Annotated in this window: 9 protein-coding genes; 3 read left to right on the top strand and 6 right to left on the bottom strand. The window is 70.2% G+C overall.

All coding sequences use genetic code 11. The annotated features are described in order from the left end of the window. Nucleotides 1-172 precede the first annotated feature (172 nt). Together AB0M43_RS35610 and AB0M43_RS35605 are read left to right on the top strand one after the other, a co-directional pair. On the top strand, nucleotides 173-766 hold the full coding sequence (locus tag AB0M43_RS35610) for an RNA polymerase sigma factor (RefSeq protein WP_363731320.1): 594 nt from the start codon (nucleotides 173-175) through the stop codon (nucleotides 764-766). Continuing rightward, a complete protein-coding gene (locus AB0M43_RS35605) occupies nucleotides 756-1,748 on the top strand; it encodes a CU044_5270 family protein (protein WP_363731317.1) in 993 nt (330 codons plus the stop codon). Before AB0M43_RS35610 ends, AB0M43_RS35605 begins: the two co-directional genes overlap by 11 nt. A gap of 64 nt (nucleotides 1,749-1,812) precedes the next feature. Here AB0M43_RS35605 and AB0M43_RS35600 read toward each other — a convergent pair whose 3' ends face one another. The 3 genes from AB0M43_RS35600 to AB0M43_RS35590 form a co-directional block, all read right to left on the bottom strand. Beyond that, nucleotides 1,813-7,803, bottom strand: a complete 5,991-nt coding sequence (locus AB0M43_RS35600) for an AAA family ATPase (protein ID WP_363731316.1) — start codon at nucleotides 7,801-7,803, stop codon at nucleotides 1,813-1,815. Nucleotides 7,804-7,845: 42 nt separating this feature from the next. Further along, nucleotides 7,846-9,987, bottom strand: coding sequence for a hypothetical protein (locus tag AB0M43_RS35595; RefSeq protein WP_363731314.1), 2,142 nt, complete (start codon nucleotides 9,985-9,987; stop codon nucleotides 7,846-7,848). A 359-nt stretch (nucleotides 9,988-10,346) separates the two neighbouring features. After that, the gene (locus AB0M43_RS35590; RefSeq protein WP_363731312.1) at nucleotides 10,347-10,982 is read right to left on the bottom strand and encodes a DUF4230 domain-containing protein; all 636 of its coding nucleotides are present in this window, start codon (nucleotides 10,980-10,982) and stop codon (nucleotides 10,347-10,349) included. Between the two features lie 406 nt (nucleotides 10,983-11,388). Between AB0M43_RS35590 and AB0M43_RS35585 the strand changes: the two genes are divergently transcribed. Then, nucleotides 11,389-12,306, top strand: a complete 918-nt coding sequence (locus AB0M43_RS35585) for a hypothetical protein (RefSeq protein ID WP_363731309.1) — start codon at nucleotides 11,389-11,391, stop codon at nucleotides 12,304-12,306. 9 nt (nucleotides 12,307-12,315) lie between these two features. Here the strand turns inward: AB0M43_RS35585 and AB0M43_RS35580 are convergent, their stop codons facing one another. The 3 genes from AB0M43_RS35580 to AB0M43_RS35570 all read right to left on the bottom strand — a co-directional run bounded on the left by AB0M43_RS35580 (nucleotide 12,316) and on the right by AB0M43_RS35570 (nucleotide 19,604). Beyond that, nucleotides 12,316-15,144, bottom strand: a complete 2,829-nt coding sequence (locus tag AB0M43_RS35580; RefSeq protein ID WP_363731307.1) for a TIR domain-containing protein — start codon at nucleotides 15,142-15,144, stop codon at nucleotides 12,316-12,318. Nucleotides 15,145-15,206: 62 nt separating this feature from the next. Continuing rightward, nucleotides 15,207-17,198 (bottom strand): tetratricopeptide repeat protein, encoded by a 1,992-nt coding sequence (locus AB0M43_RS35575; RefSeq protein ID WP_363731305.1) that lies wholly within the window; start codon nucleotides 17,196-17,198, stop codon nucleotides 15,207-15,209. Nucleotides 17,199-17,363: 165 nt separating this feature from the next. Then, on the bottom strand, nucleotides 17,364-19,604 hold the full coding sequence (locus tag AB0M43_RS35570; protein ID WP_363731302.1) for a helix-turn-helix domain-containing protein: 2,241 nt from the start codon (nucleotides 19,602-19,604) through the stop codon (nucleotides 17,364-17,366). Nucleotides 19,605-19,738 lie beyond the last annotated feature (134 nt).

Here is a 19,738-nt window from a genome sequence, read left to right as displayed (position 1 = left end):
AGGCTAACCACCGGGAAAGCGCCCGGGCAATCCGGAAAACGGCCCACCCTGCGGTTGGTGCCCGGTTACGGTGTCGGCGACAGTCCCGACCCGGGGTCAGGGGCCCCGTGAACCCGATCGGCGCGGATCACGGATAACAGGCGTCCACCCCCCGATCGTGAGAGGCCCACGCATGACGCATACCGGGTCCGACGCCGAGGTCATCACCGATTCCCTCCGGGAGCCGGAGCACTTCGGCGTGCTGTTCAACCGCCACGGTCCGCACATCCACCGGTACCTGGCCCGGCGGCTCGGGCACGAACCCGCCGACGACCTGCTCGCCGAGACATTCCTGGTCGCCTTCGGCAAACGTGACAGGTACGTCGCCGACCGGCCCGACGCCCGCCCCTGGCTGTACGGCATCGCCACCCACCTCGTGGCCCAGCACCGCCGGGACGAGGTGCGCCGGTACCGACTGGTCCAGGCCGTCCCGCCCGCCGGCGACGAGCCCGGCCACGCCGAACGGGTCGCCCTCGACGTGACCAGCCAGGCCCTGCGCGGACTGCTCCTCGACGCGCTCGCCGGCATCTCCGACGGCGACCGGGACGTCCTCCTCCTGGTCGCCCAGGAACAACTCAGCTACGAGGAGGTCGCCACCGCGCTGGCGATCCCGGTCGGCACCGTCCGGTCCCGACTCCACCGGGCCCGCCAGCAGGTGCGGGCCGCGCTCGGCGCCTCCGAGCCCATGACGACGACGATCGAAGAGGTGCTGCACCATGGTCGATGAACTCCGCCTGGTCCACGAACTCGGCCAGGACACCCCGCTGCGGACGGCGGACGAGCTGTCGGACGTGCGTACCCGGCTGATGCTCTCCTTCACGGCGTCGCAGGCCGAGCCTGCGGTGACCGGTCGCCGGGCCGGGCTGGTCGTCGCGGCCGCCAACGTGCCCGCCGGGGTCACGCTCACCGCGGTTCCGGAGGCCGTGGAGCTCGGCACCCCCCGCACCGTCCGGCCGCCCCGGCGGAAGTTCCGGTTCGCGCTCGGCTTCGGCCTGCCCGCCCTGACGGCCGCCGCCGTGGTCGCCGGCCTGCTCATCCTCGCCCCCGCCGACCCGATCACGGGACCGACGCAGCCGGCCCACGCCGCCGACATCCTGCACCGGGCGGCGGTCTCGGCCGCCACCCTGCCCGACGTCGAGCCCCGCCCCGACCAGTTCCTCTACGTGAAGCGCACCGTCGGCGAGCTCTGGCTGTCCATGGACGGCACCCGCGACGGCCAGATGACCCAGGCCGGTTCCCCGGAGGTCAGCCCACTCCCCGGCTGCCGGAACGGCCGCAAGGCCACGGTGGACAGGTACGACAAGATCCAGCCCAGCATCACCGAGCCGTGCGTGCCCAGACCGGCCTACCCGAAGCTGCCCGACACCGCGGACGGCATGCTCGCCTACCTGAACGGGGAGGCCGCCGGCAACACCAGCCCGACCAACGCCGCCGCGAAGGAGGCGATGGACCTGCTGGAGGCGCGCTACCTGCGGCCGAAGGCCCGGGCGGCGCTGTTCGAGGCGTTGTCGCGGTTCGAGGGGGTGACCGTGGTGCCGGACGCCGTCGATGGGGCCGGGCGGCATGGGATCGGGATCGGGTGGTCGCACTACGGGAGCGCGTTGCAGGTGCTCGTGTTCGACAAGCAGTCGCATGAGTATCTGGGGATGAGTGGGGGCGGCGGGGTGTCCGAATTGTCCATTGTGGATGCGGCGGGCCAGCGCCCCTAACTGGCAGATCGTGCGGGTCGGCCCGGGCTCACGCCGGGGCCGACCCGCTGTCGCGCGCGGGCGACTACTCGCGGTAGTGCCTTTCCCAGCAGCCCAGCAGCACCGGCTCCAGGACGAACCGGCCAGGCAGCCCCTGATCGGGACCGAACCCATCCGACGAGTCGGACACGAAAACCTGCATCACGGAGAGGTACGCCAACTTCTCCTCCGCGAGTTCCGCCCCGATCTCGATCCCGGCCGCCTCGACCAGGGAAGCGTGATCGAGGCCGTGCGGCTCCATGTACTCCCGGATCGACCGGTAGGCGGCCACCAGCAATGTGTCATCCACGAAGCCGGCCAGTTCGAGGAACTCCGCACTTCCGGCGGCAGTTTCCAGCTGGCTCCGCACCTGGCTGAGTGCCCGCCGCTCCGTGTTGCCCTGCTTGACGAGTCCCGCGACCCTGTCGACCAGCACGGGCCAACCGCCCGTCGCCTCACCCAGTTCGGCCAACATGCCCTCTCCGGTGAACGCCGGTTGCTCCAGGGTCCACAACCGCAGACCCTGCGCCGAGAACCGGCGCAGTCGCACCAGTCCGAGCGCCGGCTCCTCGCGTCCCTCCAGCAGCAGGCTGCGCCACAGGACGCGCTGCGCGGGGCCCGCGATGATCACCGCCGAGCGGGTCACGCCAGGGGCGTCGGGCACCGAAGCCAGCGCGAAGTCCAACGTCTCCTGGCACCGGCCCTCGTGCGGTCCCTTGATGGACAGATCGCTCACAACGACCCGCTTCTCGTTCGGACGTCCCGCCGACAACTCGCGCTCGAAGTCCCGCCACCGAGGTACCGGGGGCACCGTCCAGCCGCCGGCCTGCGCGGTCAGCTCCCGCAGCGCCGCGTCGACCTGGTTGATCCCGGTCGCCTGGGTGCCGAGCAGCACCCGGACCTGGTTGGTGTGCTCCCCGAGAACGTCGGCCACCTGACTGGTGGTGAGTGGCGCGAACGAGCCCCCCTCCCGCAACTGGGGCCGGGACTCCAGTGCCGCGAACTCCTCGGGGATACTCTCCGACGCCGCCCGGATGAGCTGGTTCTCCACCTCGTCCAGGGTGCCGATCATGTTCAGCGCGTTGCTGCTGCGCAGGTGCCAACCGCGCCCGGTGTCCGGCGCGAGCACGCCGAGCCCCTCCATCTCCACGAGATACGCCCGGAACGCCTCGGCGTCGAGGTCCTCGAAGCCGACCGACCACCAGTCCTTGCAAGCAGCCCACAGGGCGGCCTGACTGAGCTGGGAGTTCAGGCCGTTCTCGTGCGCGTTGAGCGCCACGACGTTCGCGATGACGTTGTACCGGGGATCCAGCAGCAACGTGTCCCGGAACGCCGACGTGATCCCCTGACGGAGGGAGGTGTCGCCGTGAATGTTCTGCACGTCGTCCCGGGTGATCAGGTACGGCGGGAAGCCGCCCGGATTCTCCGAGCGCCGCTTGTGCATCGCCTGCACGAGCCGATAGCCGAACATCTGCAGCAGGAACGGCTGGTAGGAGCAGTAGCCGAGAATGCGCAGAATCAGGTTCGGATCCTCGAACTCGTACCCGAGCACCGACAGTGGTTCGGCGAGCAGGTTCGCCGCGTCCTGCGGACTGAGCGGTCCGACCACGGTCGGGGTCTGCGCGAGATGGCTGAACGGGCTGTTGCGGGCGACCTTCGCGTACCGCTGCACGGAATGCAGCCCCGCGAACACCGCCTTCACCCTGCCGTCGTTGTCCTGCCCGAGGTCGCGGAGACGGCGGGTCTCGTAGAAGCCGGGCGCGTCCGACTCGAAGAACTTGTCGGCCTCGTCCAGCAGGATCAGGAGCTGACGGCGCGGGTCGCCCCGTAGCCAGGCGCGCACCGTGCTGCGGACCAGAGTGTACGGTTCACCCGGCTGCTCGCCCTTGGCCTGCTTGGGACGCGGGACACCCTGCTCCTCCAACGCCGTTCCGATGGCCCACCACACCGCCGACGAGGAGGCCGCGCCGCCGAAGTGGATGGTGTCCAGGCTCAGCAGGAGACTGACGCTGTGGGCGGGACTCTGGCTGGTGAACTTCTGGCTGGCCCGCTTGAGCAGCGCGGACTTGCCGAGCCCCCGCCCGCCGAATACGACCTGGGGGCCGTTCGGGTGCACCAGACCCTCGAGTTCCTGTTCGCGGCCGAAGAACATCTCCGTCGCGACCCGGCTCCGCTTCTGGCTCACGTAGGGGTTGGCCGCGGAGAACGGCAGCAGGATGTTCATCGTGGTGTCGAGGCGGCCGTTGCCATGCGCGGCGAGGAACGCCAGTGCCGCGTCGTCCAGCACCACGAGGGGACGCTTACCGACGCTGTGCACCGCAAGGGCGGCTCGGTGCTGGGGGGACATGGTGCCGAAGTAGGCGATCAGCAGGGCACCCCCACCACGTTCGAGGGCCGCGTAGCTCAGGAGCAGCTCGGGGGACGGCCGCCCCCAGACCAACATGATCTTGAGATTGGTACCGAGGTCGGACCCGAACGCCGGGATCTGCGACTGTCCGATCGGCTCCGCGTCGGGAAGGTTCAGGAATCGGAAGTCCGCCCGTCCCCGGGTGACCTCCTCTTTCTGCGGACCGCGCAGGCTTCCGTACCCCATCAGACGCAGCGCCGGGGACAGCAGTTCGCTCTCGCGGAAACTCCGCTGGCCGAGACCTCGCCTGCTCATGTCACGCCAGCCCTCCAACGCCTCGACGGCGCGTGAGCTCGCCTGGTCGGAGAGGGATCGAAAGTCCAGGCCCGAGGTCCCCTGAAAGACTTCTCGTTGACGGACAGCCCGGATGAGATCCGTCGAGATCCCGTCCTGCAGGGCGAGCGGCACCTCCGGGAAGAACATCGAGAACTCGCGGCGCTCGTCCTGGGTCTCGGGAATCGGATTGCCCTGGTCGAGCTGCGCGATCATCTCGTCAGCCGTGCTGTACTGCCCCTGCTCGAGCGCCTGGAGCACCCGCTCACGGATCCCGGGGGCGAGGTCGGCCAGCGCGTCGAGTCGGGCACGGAGTCCGGTCGCGCGCCGACCGGTCAACAGCTTCAGCTGCTCCCGCACGCCGTCCAGCTCGGTCCGCACGGTGCCGAGGTCCGGCCGGTCCGCCGTGACCGCGCGCAGCCGGAGGTCCAGCGTCCGCTCCTCGCCCTCCGTGACGGCCTCGTCGAGGCGCGCCCTGCGCAACTCGCCGTCAAGCCGCTCCTGGTCGGTCACCAGTTCCTGCCAGACGCGCTGCCGCGCCTCACGCGCCTCCTGCCGGACGTCCTCGCCCAACACGGTGGCCGCCCCGTCGGACTCGACCAGAGCCCCGATGTCGACGCACCTCAGGATGTACTCCACGACGTCGAAGCTGTGCGCGTCCGCGTGTGCCGATACCGCCGACCGCCAGTCGACGCCGGCGATGGTGGCCAGTTCCGACACCGTCGTCCCCGGGCGGGAGATCTCGTTGATCTCCGAGACAATGGTGACCCCGGCAAGCTTGAGCAGTTCGGCGCTGAGGACGAGGCTGGTCGGCCGCTCCTGCCCGGACAGGCGGTCTGACCCTGCGAGCAGCGCGAACGTCCGCCGCAGGGACTCCCGGGCGTATCCGGTGACGGCCTGCCCCAGAGGATTGCCCTCCTCGTGTCGGGCGCGATCCGACAATGCCTCCAGGGTGGCCTGCGTCCGGTGGAGCACCGTGGCGCGCATCGCCGCCACCTCGGCCTCCTTGCGGGCGAGGTCCGGAGAGCCGGAGCGGGAGAATCCCCGAACCGCGGCGATCCACCGCTCCACGAGTTGCGTGTCGGTCTGGACCAGTCGCACCAGTTCCTGCCGTACCTTGCCCTCCAGGCGCTTGGTGCCCGTACCCCGGAACCTGAGGTCCTGGTCGTCGAGCTCGGCCTGGAGGACGGACGGCTGGTGGATGCGGCGGAGTTCCTCCATGACCTGGGGAATCGCCGCGCGGTCGTCAGCGGTGGCACGGCGCAGCATGGAACCCAGCAGACCGTCGGCCTTCAACCACTGCTGCGCGATCAGATCAGCCCTCTGGAGCCGGAAACGCGGCGACTTCGCCAACGCCTCCTCGCAGGCTCGACGTGCCCCTTCCAGATCCTGTTCCGCCGTGGCGACGTCCTCGACCACCACCAGGGGCGGACATTCCAGCAGCGCTCCGGACAGGGTCCGATGGGCGATCTCGGAACAGGTCGTGCCCAGGCTGTTTTCCAGGCGAAGAGCCAGGGCGTTGAGCAGGGCACCGGCGGTGTGTTCGCCGGTCACCAACGCGGTCCGGATCGCCGCCGGGACGATCAGCCCAGCCGCCACCCAGTCCAGTGCGACCGCCTCCACGTCCAGGTCGGTCATCTCGGCCACGAGGGCCGACCCGCAGCCACCCGCGTCGGCCCGAAGGCCTTCGGCGTAGGTCGCGATCCGGAAGGCGGTCTGGTACAGCGGCGACCAGTCCGCGGCGACGGCCACCTGGTAGGCGAGATCCTGGCGGCGCTCGGCCAGCAATCGAACGACCAGGGCCACGGCGGGATCTTCCTCAGCCTGCTCCGACGGCGTCTCCGAAACGTCCGCCCCGGGGGCCTCCGTTGCCGAAACGGCGGATCTGCCTACGGGCTCGTCGGGGTGCACGGGTGCGGGGACCCGGGACGGGGCGGGTACGTGACCCGGATCGACGCGAGCCGCCGGCGCCTTCTCCGGTACGGGCGCCGGCGCCCTCTCCGGCTCCTCCACGTCCGCTGGTTCCTCTGGCTCCGGCAGGTCCTCTGGTGGCTCATCCAGGTCTTCTGGTTCGGCCAGTTCCACCGTGATGTCAGGCTCGTCAGCCACCAGGAACAGCTGGGGAACCAGGAACGCCAGGCGCGCGAGATCAGGCGCCCCCGAGGCCCACTGGTCCTGGAGACCGTACTGCCGGTCCTGGTCACCAGCCGAGCCGTCCCTGAGACGTACGAGTTCCACGAGAGCGCCCATCGCGACGGCCCTGTTCCGGTCCTCGGCTGTCCAGGTCGATGCCTCCGCCAGTGCCCGGGACTGAGCCTGCGCGATGGTCAACAGGGGTGCGGCCGGTGAGTCCGGTGCGGCCCGAAGGGCCGCGACAGCGCCCAGAGGATCCCGCAACCCGGCCTCCTCGGCCGTGGACCTCGCCGCGAGCAACGCGTCTTCGAGGGAGTCCAACTGGGGATCGACGGTCAGGCCCGACCCGACGAACTGGGCTACGACGAGGTCGAACGCCGTCGCGAGTTCACTGATCGCCGCGATGTCCGCCTCGAACGGGCGGTTGCCGCTGAGAACGGAGTTGACCAGGCGTTCGGCTGGCTGGTTGGCCGCCGCGACGTGTTCCCTGAGTTCGGCGAGCGTTCCCGACAGTTCCTCGATTCCGAGAGGGACCGTCCCGGCATCGGTGTCACCGGTGTCAAAGGCGTCCTCAGCATCGACCACGTCGTCGGCGCCCAGGAACTCCGGGGCCTTCTCCTGCCAGGTGGGGACCTTCGCCAGCACGGTCTCCACCTCGGCGAGGACCGCCTTCATCTCCTTCTCCTCGAAGCCGTCCACCACCCAGTCCTGCTGGAGTGCCCACTGCCAGACCGGGGCGTCTAGGGCGTTCGCGGATAGCCTCGCCCAGACCGCCAGGCGCAACAACGGCCTGCTCCACTGGTGCTCCACCGGTGGTTGGGACAGCCGTTCGGCCCAGACCTGGTTGAAGAGTGCCGAGTACGGCGCGAACGTCAGGTGCCGGAGCGCGTGTCGGCTCTGGGCTGAGTCGGGACTCTTCCGAAGCCGGCTCAGCACGTCCTGGCACAGGGGCAGGTTCACCCTGGTGGCGTTGAGTCGGATGCCGAGTACGTGCATCGCGTGGGACCGGTACTTGACCGGCATGCTGTTCACGAGCGTCTGGATGTCGTTCTCGGACACCGTGTCGATGGCGCGCTTCAGCGGTTCCGGGACGGACGCCAGAACCTGGGAGAGCAGCTTCAGGGCGGTCAGGTTCTCCACGCTGACGTCGCCGGTATGGTCGAAGGCCGGGTAGGGGTCCAGGTCGCTGCACTGCATGCCGAGGCCAGTGCGGGTTCTGCTCAAGGGCTGCTCCGGGTGGGTGGGAAGGGTGAACGGGAACGCCCTCTAGACGCCCCGGCGGTGTGCTGGCACATACGTGTAGCCGTCCGGGATCTCGCGGCTTCCCACGAGCCCCCACAGCTCCTTGTCCTCGCGGTACGCGGTACGGGCGGCGTCGCTGGCCTGCTGTCCCAGGTGGTCGATGCGCCGGATGTGGCCCTGGACCACGTGGCTGTGGGCCAGAGGGCGCGCCGCGGCCAGCGGCGACCACTCCGGCTGGGTCCAGGCGGAGTCGTCACGGACCGGAACGTAGGACAGCAGCCGGATCCGGGCCTGCCGTGCCCGGGCCGGATGGTCGACCTGCCCGTCGGCCGCCAGGCTCCCCCACTCCAGGCTCAGCACCCTCCGGGCGAGCAGAGTCACGACAGCGGCGGTGAGTTCGGGATCCGGTCGGGCGCCACGATCGTGCCAGAGAAGGCGAACGGCCTCGAACAACCGGGACTCCGGAAGCGTGGCCCGCCCGTAGTTGTCCAACAGGCCCAGGACTCTGACGGCCCGCATCACCTGGTGCACGGCCCCGGTCGGAGCGCCGTCCCCATCCTCCGCGGCACCATCGCGCGTCAGTACGCGCCGGTCGAACCGGTACCAGAAGGTCTCTCCGTCGACGCGGACCGGGGGATCGAGACGCACCGTCCGAGCGCGCACGACATCAGTGCCCGGGGTCCAACGCAGAATCAGCACGATGCCGGGAAAGAAGGACGAGGGCCAGACCGACCCTGCCAGGTACGGTCGGCCGGCGGCGCGGACCACCGTGGCGACACTTGTCGTCAGCCCGCCATCGTGGTCGAGTTCCACTCGCAGGGCGTTCGGCGTCGGCGCCAGTCCCGCTGCGACAGGATCCGGCAGTAGCAGGGTCGCGTTGCGCAGGTGGGAGAGTCGGAGAACGGACGTCCACACGACCTCCTCGTCGGACGCCTCGATGATCCGCGGTTCGCTCAGTGACTCGTCGTCCCGCGCCCACGAGACCGTCTCCCAGGGGGCCGGTGCCCGGGGCGCGTCCTCCGGGGCGACCACCGGTCCCGGCGGGAATCCGGGGTCCGGCAGGTCGGGCGACGGCAGCGCTTCCCGGCCCACGTACTCAGCGCGCCACACGCCACCCGCCTGCCATGCGTCTCGGAGAGTCAACCGCACCCCGTTGTCGAGCAGGCCGGTCTCCTCGTCGCTGGACGATCTCGCGAAGTCCCCCAGCAGCAGGTTCGCGTGACAGATCGCCAGGGGATAGGCCAGCCCCCGCAGGAGGCCTCCCGTGCCAGCCAGCTTCCGGATCGCGGGCCCCAGCGCGGTGTGCGTCACCCGTGCCGCCCGTGATCCCCGCCTGCCCGGCCTCGGAACGGCACTGCCGGCGATGGTCGTGCTCAGGCTGTCCAGGTCGCCCCCACCGAGTACTCCGTCGTCGTGGAGTCGGGAGGCGTAGGAAGCTCGGGACACCGCGTAGTCGCCGTGCATGCGGATCTCCCCGTTCCACAGGAGCGCCTCGCGGACCGTGGCGAACACCGAAGTCAGAGCCTGTTCGAGAGCGATGGCGCCGGCGCCTGGTGCCAGAAGCGTCGCCAGCGGCAGCGGCGCCAGCGAGCTCAGGATCAGGTGTCGGGCCGGGCCGGCCAGATAACGTGCGTAGTAGGCCAGGTCGTCCAGGTCCGCCGCGGCCGCCGACGGGTATTCGGAATCCAGGACGAGGTGACCGTCCGGGTTCAGCCACCGTGCTTTCCTGGACAGTCGGGCGATCTGCGTGGTGGACGCGGAAAGGCCCCTTCCGAAGGCGTCGAAGTCGATGACCAGCCGTTCGCGCAGGGTGGCGACGTGTGCGTCCGCAGGGGCGGCAGACTCCCCGACGATGTCTTCGGGGATCTCCTCCCCCTGGTCGGTGGACCAGCGCGCACCCTCCTTGTAGACGACCTCCGCGGGCAGCAGTCCCGCGCCTGTCACCAGATTGATCATCGCGCCGATCGGCAGGGCCGGACCGCTGTCACCGAGCCGGACCTGGGGAAAGACGTCCAGGTCGAGGGGACCTCCCACGTACCCGCCCGCGACGACGTCGTAGCCGAAGTAGACGGCGTTGAAGGCGACCGCTATGTGGACGGGACACTGCCTGGCGGAGACCACCGCGCCCAGGTACCGCCCGAGCCGTTCCGCCTCCGAGGGAACCATCGAGGAGAGTCCGTCGACTGCCTCAGGCGTCAGGAGCGGCGGATCCAGGTAAGGCCGCCAGATGTCTGCGGCCGTGTCCCCGAGCCGAGGCGGAAAGTATCTGGTCAATACGGTGACCCTCCGGCGAGCGGCCATGTCCAGGGCAACACTCTGTCACCGCACGACGTGGCGGTTGGTGACAGTGGATGAGTAGCGATGAACCCAGGGTCGATCGTCGCGCCAGAGTGCGGATACTTGTGTAGATTGTCGCGCACCCGACACAACTCGGAGAGTAACCGCGTCCCCGGCTAGGCGGTCGACTCCACGGGTACCCGGAGGAACCCTGGCGCCCATCGGCTCACCTGCCCTTCCGCGACGGGTCACGGCTTCGCGAATGTCACCGTCACCGAGGTGAAACCGAGTGAGGTCATCAGCGCGGTCACGGTTGCCGTGGTGTTGCTCTGCGCCCGGTTGCCCAAGTCGCTCGCCTTGGCCGCAGCCGAGATCCTCTCCTCTGCCATCACGTTGAGTTCCTGGGTGCGGCCGGAGTTGTCACCGAACGCGTCCCCGATCCGGGTGAGGACACCGCGGTCCTGCGAGGCGACGTAACTCGACTTGTTGTCGATGTTGGGCTTCTCCATCTCCGGCAGCGGCAGGGTGACGCTGACGGAACGTCGGTCCGCGGACACCACGAGATGGGGACCGGCCAGGTTTTCCAGGTCGACGTACGCGTTGACGTCACCGACGGCCACGTAGATCGTGCGGGTGCCGATCAGGAAGGACGGCACGTTGGCGGTGTTCTTCTGCACGTCGATCACAATCTCGAAGTGCCCCGAGGCGGCGACGAACCGCTTCATGTCGCGAATCGACTTGAGCACCACCGGTCCGCTGCGGTCCGTGGTCCGTTCACCGAACACGTCCAGACGGTTGAGGAACCACGCGCCACCGGTCGCGACCAGGGCGATCGTCACGACGGCCACCAGAACCTTGGCGAACTTGCGGTAGATCCAGGTCACGGCTCACCTCTCGACGGTGGGGCGCGGGCCACCCGCGGTGGTCCGGCGGACTTCGTGGACCGGGACACTACCCCGGGTGTCTTACCGACCCCGGGTAACGAGGAGCGGCGCCTGACGCCCCGAACAGCCACTCAGAGAAGGCATCGTCGCAGGTGAGGGCGTCACGGACGATCCTCCAGCGAGGGCCGCGCGCGACGCCCGTCCCGCAACGCACCCCGTTGAGTCCATGATGGACAGTCGGTTCGCCGGCTCACTGTCAGAAAACAAACACAGTCAACCGCCACGGCATCGACCCAGGTCACACACGGTCAGTACCACCCGTCATGACCTCCGACGGCCCGCGCCGACCTGGGAATTCCGTCCGCGCCGGTTCTCTTCCGGGTTGACGGGTGCCAATACTGCTGCGGTGACTCGAAGTGAGAAGGCCGCGCTCGTCGTGAGCTCCACCCTCCTGATGTTCCTGATCCTGGCGATGACCCTCGCCTGGACCGCGTCCGCGGACGCCAACCTCGGGGTGCTGATCTTCTTCGCCCTCCTCACGACCGTCCTCGGTGTCGTATCCGCGCTGGTGGCGGAGAGGACCGCCAAGGCGCGAAAGTTGATGGACTCACCGCGCGCGCCACGACCGTGGCGGTGGATGAGCCGGCAGCAGTGGATCCTGCTCACCGTCGGTCTCGCCGCGATCTCCGCACTGACCGCCAGTGTCAGTGGGGTTCGGGTGCTGTCCGCCGAGCCGGTCGTCACGGCCACGGCCCCCGCCCCGGACCCCGTGCCGACCCCCGCCCGGACCTTCGCCGCCGAGCCATCGCCGACGCCGAGTGCCTCCCCGAGCCCCTCCGTGTCGGCGTCGCCATCGTCGTCGGCTTCGGGTAGCCCCTCACCGAGCGGTTCTCCCTTCGTCGAACCGCCGCCCGGTTCCCGGACCTACCTGGACAGCGTCGACACGGTGACCGGGTCGATGGACGCCTCGCCGGTGTCCCTGTCGAGCGTGCGGTACCCCCGCAGCGTCAGCCTCACGTGTTCCAGAGTGACCTACAGCATCGCGGAGTGGAACGTCGCCGGACAGCGGACGTTGGCAGCGACGCTGGGCGTGCCCGACGACGCCAGGTACGCCTTCGGCGGCGTGATCGAGATGCTGTTCTACGACCAGGACGGCCGCCAGTTGGGCCAACGACATGAGGTGTCGCTGGGGCACCCGAAGGCCATTACCGTCGACCTCAGCGGGGTCGTGCGTCTGCGGTTCGCCTGCTCCGCCCGAGACTCCAAGACGAACAGCGAGCGCGCATTCACCGGAGCTATGGGCGACGCGGTGTTCGTCCGCTGACCCCGCTCCTCACGGCTTCCGGGTGATCAGCCGCCACGCCCGGCCCGGCACGTACCGCAGCAACCTCCCGGCGAGGGCCTTGCCGAACACGTCGTTGTTCCAGCCGAGTACCCGCCGGGAGGTCCGCATCACCTCGTCGAACAGTGGCGCGGCCTCCTCCTCCCGGGACGTCATCTGCAGGGCCACCGCGTACTCCACCTGACTGATCAGCGTGTGGACGTGCTCGGGCCCCAGGGTCGCGCGCTGCCACGTCGTGACGAACGCGAACAGGTCGCAGGCGTTCAGCCAGTCCTCGAGTTGGGCCGACGCCTGACCGAGCAGGAAACGCGACCGGAGCCTGAGTGGATGGGTGTCACCCAGCCGGCCGGCGACGTCCGCGTCGGTGCGCGTCAGCTCCATGCGAGCCTGCTCTGCCCGTCCCAGACAGACCAGGGCGTAGCCGTGCTGGACGGCGATCCGCAGGGTGAGCGGGTTCAGGGGACCGTGACTGTCGACGAAGCCCCGCCAGGTGCCGCGCAGCAGGACCTCGCCTTCCACCCAGTCGCCCTCGTCGGGCTTCAGGTCCCAGAGCTCCAGAGCCAACAGCGAGTCCGCGAGTACTTCCCGGGCCTCGACCGCTGTGCGGTGCTCGGGCAGGCCGGTGCCGGCGTAGTACTCCACGACCGAGCGGGCCGTGGCCCGGGCCCCCCGCTGGTCGTGAGCCCGCCGCTGGCAACGCGCGAGTTCCACCCGGACCGCCTGGAGATCGTCGGAGGCGAGCCCGCCGTCGTGGTGCTGGGTCGCCAGGAGTTCGTTGACCAGGGCCCTTGCCCGGACATTGTCGTCGCGCGCGGACAGGGAGCGCACCCGCGCGAGGCGCACCTGCGAGGGGACCGGCGCGTCACTCAGCAAGCTGGCCCAGTCCTCCTCTGCCGCGTCGAGTCGGCCCAGGGTCTCGCGCACCTCGGCACGCAACAGGAGCGCGCTTCCCGTTTCGGTCTCCAGGCCGGCGGCGAGCAGCCGGTCGAGATGGCCCAACGCGGCCTCGGGTTCACCCGCCAGATGCCGATTCCTGGCAGCGGCGAGCAGGTGGGACGCATTGCCGGGGTCCTGCCGGACGAGCGCCTCACGGTGCGGCGCGGCCAACAGCGGTTCCCCGCGAGTCTCGTGGTGCGCGGCTGCCGCGAGCAGGAGCCCGGTGCGGATGGTGTCGTCCAGGGCTTCGGCCTCGCCGTCGGACAACAGTGCCTCGGCGTGGCCGATCAGATGCCGACGGGCCGTGGTGTCGAGCACCCCGCCGTGGAGGAGTTCGAGCGTCCGCGCAGCGAGCAGGCGGTGCACGCCCTCGGGTTCCGGCCCCCGGTGCGAGTACGCCAGCACGCCGACCCGGGGGAACTGCCACTCTCCGGCTCGCGTCTGGACCGCCAGGAGGCGTGCCTCGAGTTCGACGAACGCATCGGCGCACAGCTCCGGACCTGCCGGGTGCCCGTCCTCGACGGGGTGCAGGATCTGGACCGCGCGGCACAGCAGCTCCGCCGGGACCGGGCCTGAGGCGAGCTTCTCCGCGATCCGCAGGATCAGCGCCTGTACCCGATCGAGGCCGTCGACCGCGTCACCGACCAGGTGGTCCGCGAAGGTCGGGTCCGCACCGACCTGGTCCAGGAGGCTGGCGTAGTCGATGGTGCGCAACCGCAGGCCAGCCAGGACCAGAGTCCGGGGATGTCCCCCGATCCTGTCGACCAGCCGCGCGTGGGCGCGCGCCACCTCCGGAGCGCCGTCCGGCACCTTTCGCCAGGTGCTCAGGACCGCTCCGGCATCCACCGCGGACATGGAGCCCAGCGCGACTGTCGAGAAGTCGGCGCTGTGCTCCGCGCGGCGGGTCACGAGTACGGTGCGGGCCATGTGCCCCACCGGGGCGAACAGCTTCCGGATCGTGTCGGCGTCCAGCCCGGGCGGAACGTCGTCGACGACCCACAGACTCGGGCAGGCGCGCGCCGCCAAGTGGTCGCCGACCGCCTCGAACAACCGCCCCCGGTCCAGGCCGGCCACCGGCAGGCGCAGCTGTTCCGCGAGATGGCGGACCTCCTCGGAGTACCGGGCCAGGACCTGCCGGGCATCACCCTCCACCCCTGCGAGGCTGAGCCAGTGGACACCTCCGGGATGCGCGGCGCCGAACTGCCACGCGTAGGCGGCCACCAGTGAGGTCCGTCCGCTGCCGGACAGCCCGGCCAGCACCACCTGGGCGCCCGAGGTGGGCTCGCGGGTCATCGGGTGGTCGCAGTCCACGAGCGCGCTGTGCAACTCCCACTGCTCCCGGTACCTGCCGATGAAGCCGGGAGGCATGCCGGGGCTCCGCGCGCCGTACCAGGGTGGGCGCTCGGCGAAGCTCAGCTCACCGAAGGTGCCGTCAAGTTCGGCCACCCGGGCGACGATCGCGCGGACCAGGGCGGCAGGGCCCCGTGCCGCAGTGAAGGTGGGAAACTTCGCATCCGCGAGCTCGGTGGGCAGCAGGTGGTCCGTTCCGGGTTCGGGGTTGACGACGAGGATGCGTCGGGTCGGGTCGCCGTCCCGGAGACCGGTCAGGAAGGCGGCGGTGAGTTCGAGCTGACAGGCGGGGCGGGTGGCGTAGCTGGCCGAGTAGTAGGCGAGCAGCGCGGTCGAGTTCACCAGTGCCAGCTGGATCTCGGAGTTGATGCTGTGGAAGTCCCGGATATCGCGCTCGTCGAGGAACACCCGCAATCCGGCGTCGCACAGAGCCGTGTACAACCGGCCCGCCGCGTGTCGGTCGTCGCCGCTGAGTGAGAGAAACAGGTCGTACCGCGGGCTGGGGGCTCTTCGGTGGGTGGCGTCCGAGTTCATGGAAATCTCCTGGCTCTGGGCGTTACCGGGCAACGGGGCGCTTCTGCGTGGTCGGACAGCGGTCAGCCCGAAGTGGCCGGGCCGGACCCGAGCCCGTCCAACCACGACCTCAGGCCGGCGGCAGCCGGCACCCCCAGCTCGGTGAACCCCCGAAGCGCCTCCCGCCAGTGCCGCTCCGCGTCGACGAATCGGTGCTGGGTCGCCGCCAGGTGGCCGAGCCGTCGGTGTGCCCGCGCGAGCTCGTAGCGGCTCTGTGCGCGCTCCGCGTACTCCAGCGCCTGCCGGTGGCGACGGATCGCCTGCCGGTTGTTCCCGGCCCTCGCGTGCGCCTCGCCCAGGTTGTTCAGGGTGATGGCCACGTCCAGGTGCGGCCCGTCGCGGAGAAAGACGCCGAGCACGTCGCGCAGATGCTCGACGGCCTCAGCGCTGCGCCCCAGTTCCGTTTCCGCCAGCGCCATCCCCCGCAACGTGATGGCGGCGTTGCGGTCGGAGCGCTCGGCGCGGTAGAAGTCGAGAGCCTGCCCCATGCCTTCCAGAAAGCGCTCGTAGCGCCCGGCGAAGAAGTGCAGCCAGGCCTGGTTCGCCAGGGTGGTCGCCTCACCGTGCCTGTCGGCGACGGCCCGGAACAGGTGCAGCGCGCGCCGGTACCGGTCGGCCGCCGTCTCCAGGTCGCCCTGTTCGAGCGCGACGACTCCGAGGTGGTTGGACAGAGTTCCCTCGGCCCGGGTGTCACCCGTGCGGTGGGTCGCGTCGAGAGCGATGTCGAGGATGCCCTGCCAGGCCGCCCACCGCTTGGTGAGGAAGAAATAGCCCCCCAGGTTGTACGCGAGGCGCCCGGCGTGCCCCTCCAGCCCGCTCTTCGCGGCCAGCGCGCACACCGCCGCCAGGTTGTCCTCCTCGGCGCGCAGCCAGTCCATCGCACCGTTGTGGTTTCCGAGATCGGGGTACTCCCGCCCGGCGTTGCCGACCTCGGCCGGTGCGCGGTGCCGGTGCGGCGACACCGTCCGGTCGGCCCGTTCGGTGGCCTGCACGTAGTAGTCGAGCAGTCGGCGGACGGCTGCCTCGTGCGCGGTGGGGTCCGGGTCCTGCGGGACAGGTCCCCGCAGCGAGTACCGGCCGGCGTCCCGCCGTTCGAGCTGCCCGCCCCGTACGAGGGCGCCCAACACCCGCTCCGTCTCAGCGACGCCACAGTCGATCAGTGCGGCGGCCGACCACACGTCGAAGGCGGTGCCGGGGTGCACGCCGAGCTGACCGGCGAACCCCCGATGGCGCGGTCCCACGCCGTCAGGGCGGCTTGTGTCACGTCCGGAGACTGATCGGACCCGCCGGACCGGTGGCCCCCAGTCGAGGCGTTCGGCCCGGCGCGAGTCGGCGTGCATCAGCAGCTCCCGGCCTTCGTCGCGGCGTCCGAGCGCCTGCAGGGCGTCGGCCACCAGCGCCGTGCTCCGCCGGCGGGCGGGCTGGTCGTGCGCAATCGCCCACAGCAGGTCGAGGACGCGCTCGGGTTCGCCCCGCGCCGCCTCCACCGCGGCCAGTTGCTCGGTGGCAGCCAGCCGGGCTTCGACCATCTGCGCGCGGACGCCGCCGAGCCGCCCTCCGACGTCGGCGATCGGCGGGCCGGTCCACATCGCCAGCGCCCGGCGCAGCGCCCCGGCGGCGTGGTCGAGGTCTGACTCGCCCAGCGATCGGTGCGCCTGACCCACGAGGCGTTGGAACGCGCGCCAGTCGATCAGGCTGTCGTCCACCGTCAACCGGTAGCCGGGCAAGGCCGCTTCCAGGGCGCCATCATGGCCCGTCTGCCTCAGAGCTGCCCGGAGGGAGCCGATGTAGTGGTACAGGCTGTCCAGGGTCGCGCCGTAGGGACTTTCCCACACCATCGTGATCAGATCGGCGGGACTGATGCGCGACCGGCTGCGGAACAGGAGCGCTGCCAGCACCGCCTTGATCGTCGCACCGCCGAGCCTGATCGGGCCCTCCGCGCCCGACATGGTCACGGGACCGAGGATCCGGAACACCGGCTCGACGTGACCCGGGAGTGAACTGGTACTCGGCACAGGCACCCACCTCTAACGGAGCACGACGACGCAGCGCGTCGCCCGCTGGTGTGCGAGCCACCCCTGTCCCCGTCGGCCCGGACACCAGGATCTCCGTGGATCGGCGTCCCCGGCAGGGGTTGCCTGTTTCACAGCCAGGAAGCAACAAGTCGTGCCGGCCGGGGTCTAGGCCGCCAGTGCCGCGAGGTCGGCGCGCACGTGATCGACTTCCTCCCGGGCGGACAGGCTCGTGTACCCGGAGAGAGCCAGCTTGAGCAGCCTGCGCGCCTCTGTGTTGTCGTGGTGGGCCGCGGCGGTCCGTCCGAGTCCGTGCTGCGCGCGGGCACGCTCGAAGGCGATCGTTCCAAGGCTCGCGACATCGAACGCGTCGGCGAAGCCGTGCCACGCGCCCACGAGGTCCGCACGCTGGAGGTGTATCTCCGCGAGACAGTTGAGTGCCATCGCCGTGTCCAGCGGTGACGGAATGGCGCGGAACACGTCCAGGGCAGAGGTCAGGTGCCCCAACGCGTCGTCGAACCGGCCGATGACGATCTCGATCGCGGCCATGTCGCGGAGCACGATGGCGGCGTTGCGCTCCCGGCCACGGGCCTGATAGTACGCCAGGGTCGCCGCCTCCTCCGCCAGGGCCCGCTCGTGTTCGCCGCGCAGGTGCATCACCCAGGCGTGGTGCGAGCGCGCGGTGCACTGCGCGTCCTCGTCCCCGGCGGCCCCGGCGATGTCGGCGGCCTCCGTGAGCCGGTCGGACGCCAGGTCCAGCTGTCCCTGACAGACCAGCGCGAGCCCCAGGTTGTTCAGGGTGGCCGCCTGGGCTACGGCGTTGCCGGACCGGCGAGCGGCGGCCAGGGCCCAGGCGTGGCTTTCCTCCCACTCGGTCCAGTGTTTACCCAGGAAGAACACGCCCCGGAGGTGGAAGGCCATCATCCAGCAGTACTCGTCGAAGCCGTGTTCGTAGGCGGTACGGCACAGGGCCACCAGCGCGGGGAGTTCCTGTGCGAGCCAGTCCCGGGCATGGTCGTACCCTTCGAAGTCCTGCCCCTCGGGGCCGCTGGTCGGCGGGGGCGGAAATCTGCGCCGGCCCGGCGTGACGAGCGAGTCGGCCCGCGAGCAACTGCGTACCGTGTGGTCCAGCAGTCCCCGAAGTGCGGCCGTGCTGTGCGGACCAGCCAGGTCACGGGCCGCGAGTCGCGCGAAGGCCCCGATCAGGTCGTGGAAGACGTAGTGCTCGGTATCGACCCGGATCAGTAGTCCCGCGTCCACGAGGCGGTCCAGCCCGCGCTCGGCGACTGGAAGGTCCAGCGCGGACAACGCCGCGACTGCGGCGACCTCCATGATCTCGGGGGGCAGCAACCCGAGCAGGGCGAAGAGTTCGCGTTCCGTGGCGTCGAGCGCTTTTCGGGACTCCTCGAAGGCCGCCTTGACGCTGCGTTCGCCGTCGTCGAGTTCCCGAAACCGCGCGTACTCGTCGGCCAGTCGCCCGGCGAAGCGCGAGACGGCCAGCTGCGAGTCCGGCCCGCAACGCACGGCGGCGATCCGCACGGCGAGGGGCAGCCGGCCGCAGTACTCGGCGATCCGGGCGATGTCCGCGGTCTCGTACCCGTCGGTGTCCGATGTTGAGGAGACCAGCCTGAACAGCGTGTCGGCGTCGTCGGGCTCCAGGGGACGCAGGCTCAGCCGGGGCACGCCGTCGAGGGCCGAGAGGAAGTTTCTGCTGGTCACAAGGGTTCGGCACTGCGCACCGTCGGGCAGCAACGCCTGGATCTGGGCGGTGGAGCGCACGTTGTCGAGAATCAGGAGGAGCTCGCGGTCCGCGGTTCGGGCGCGAAAGAGCGCGGCCAGTTCCTCGACGTCGGCCGGCAGTGCCTCCGGGCGTTCGCCGAGCCGGCGCAACAGGCGGTCGAGCACCTCTCCGGGGTCGGCCGGCGCACGGCCCTCGGTGTATCCGTGCAGGTCGACGAACTGGCATCCGTGCTCGAAGCGGGGCAGCAGCAGCCGCGCGACCCAGGCCGCGAGCGCGGTCTTGCCGATGCCGGGCGCACCGTGCAGGACGAGAACGCCTGCCGGCTCCGACATGAGTGCTCCCGACGGGGTCAGGATCTTCAGCAGTTCGCCGATCTCCCGGTTCCGCCCCACGAAGTGCCGCGTCGTCGTTGGCAGGCCCGTCGCCGGCGAGGGGTGCCCCGGAGCGGAGAGCGCCACCTCCCGGGCACGGCCGACCAGCGCACCACCACCGTCGAGCAGGTCGTCCAGCCGCTGGACGATGTCGGACTTCGGAAGCAGTTGCCCGTTCTCGTACTTGCTGATCATCGAGTAGCTGATGAAGACCTGCCGGCCGACCTCCCGGATCGTCAGGCCCTTCCTCTGACGCAGGTATCGCATCTCGGATCCGAAGTCGTTGACAGCTGTCACTGGATGAACTCCCGAGGCACTCGCCGAACGTAACCACGTGTGTCCATTGTGTGTTGCGCGGGAACGACACAGCTACGAACCAACGAAACCCTCTCCGACCGATTCCCGACTGGCAGCCTGGTTGGGGGGCTCTG

This window comes from Longispora sp. NPDC051575, from assembly GCF_040681875.1.
In the GTDB taxonomy this organism is placed as follows: domain Bacteria; phylum Actinomycetota; class Actinomycetes; order Mycobacteriales; family Micromonosporaceae; genus Longispora.
This window is presented reverse-complemented; position numbering and strand designations above follow the sequence as displayed.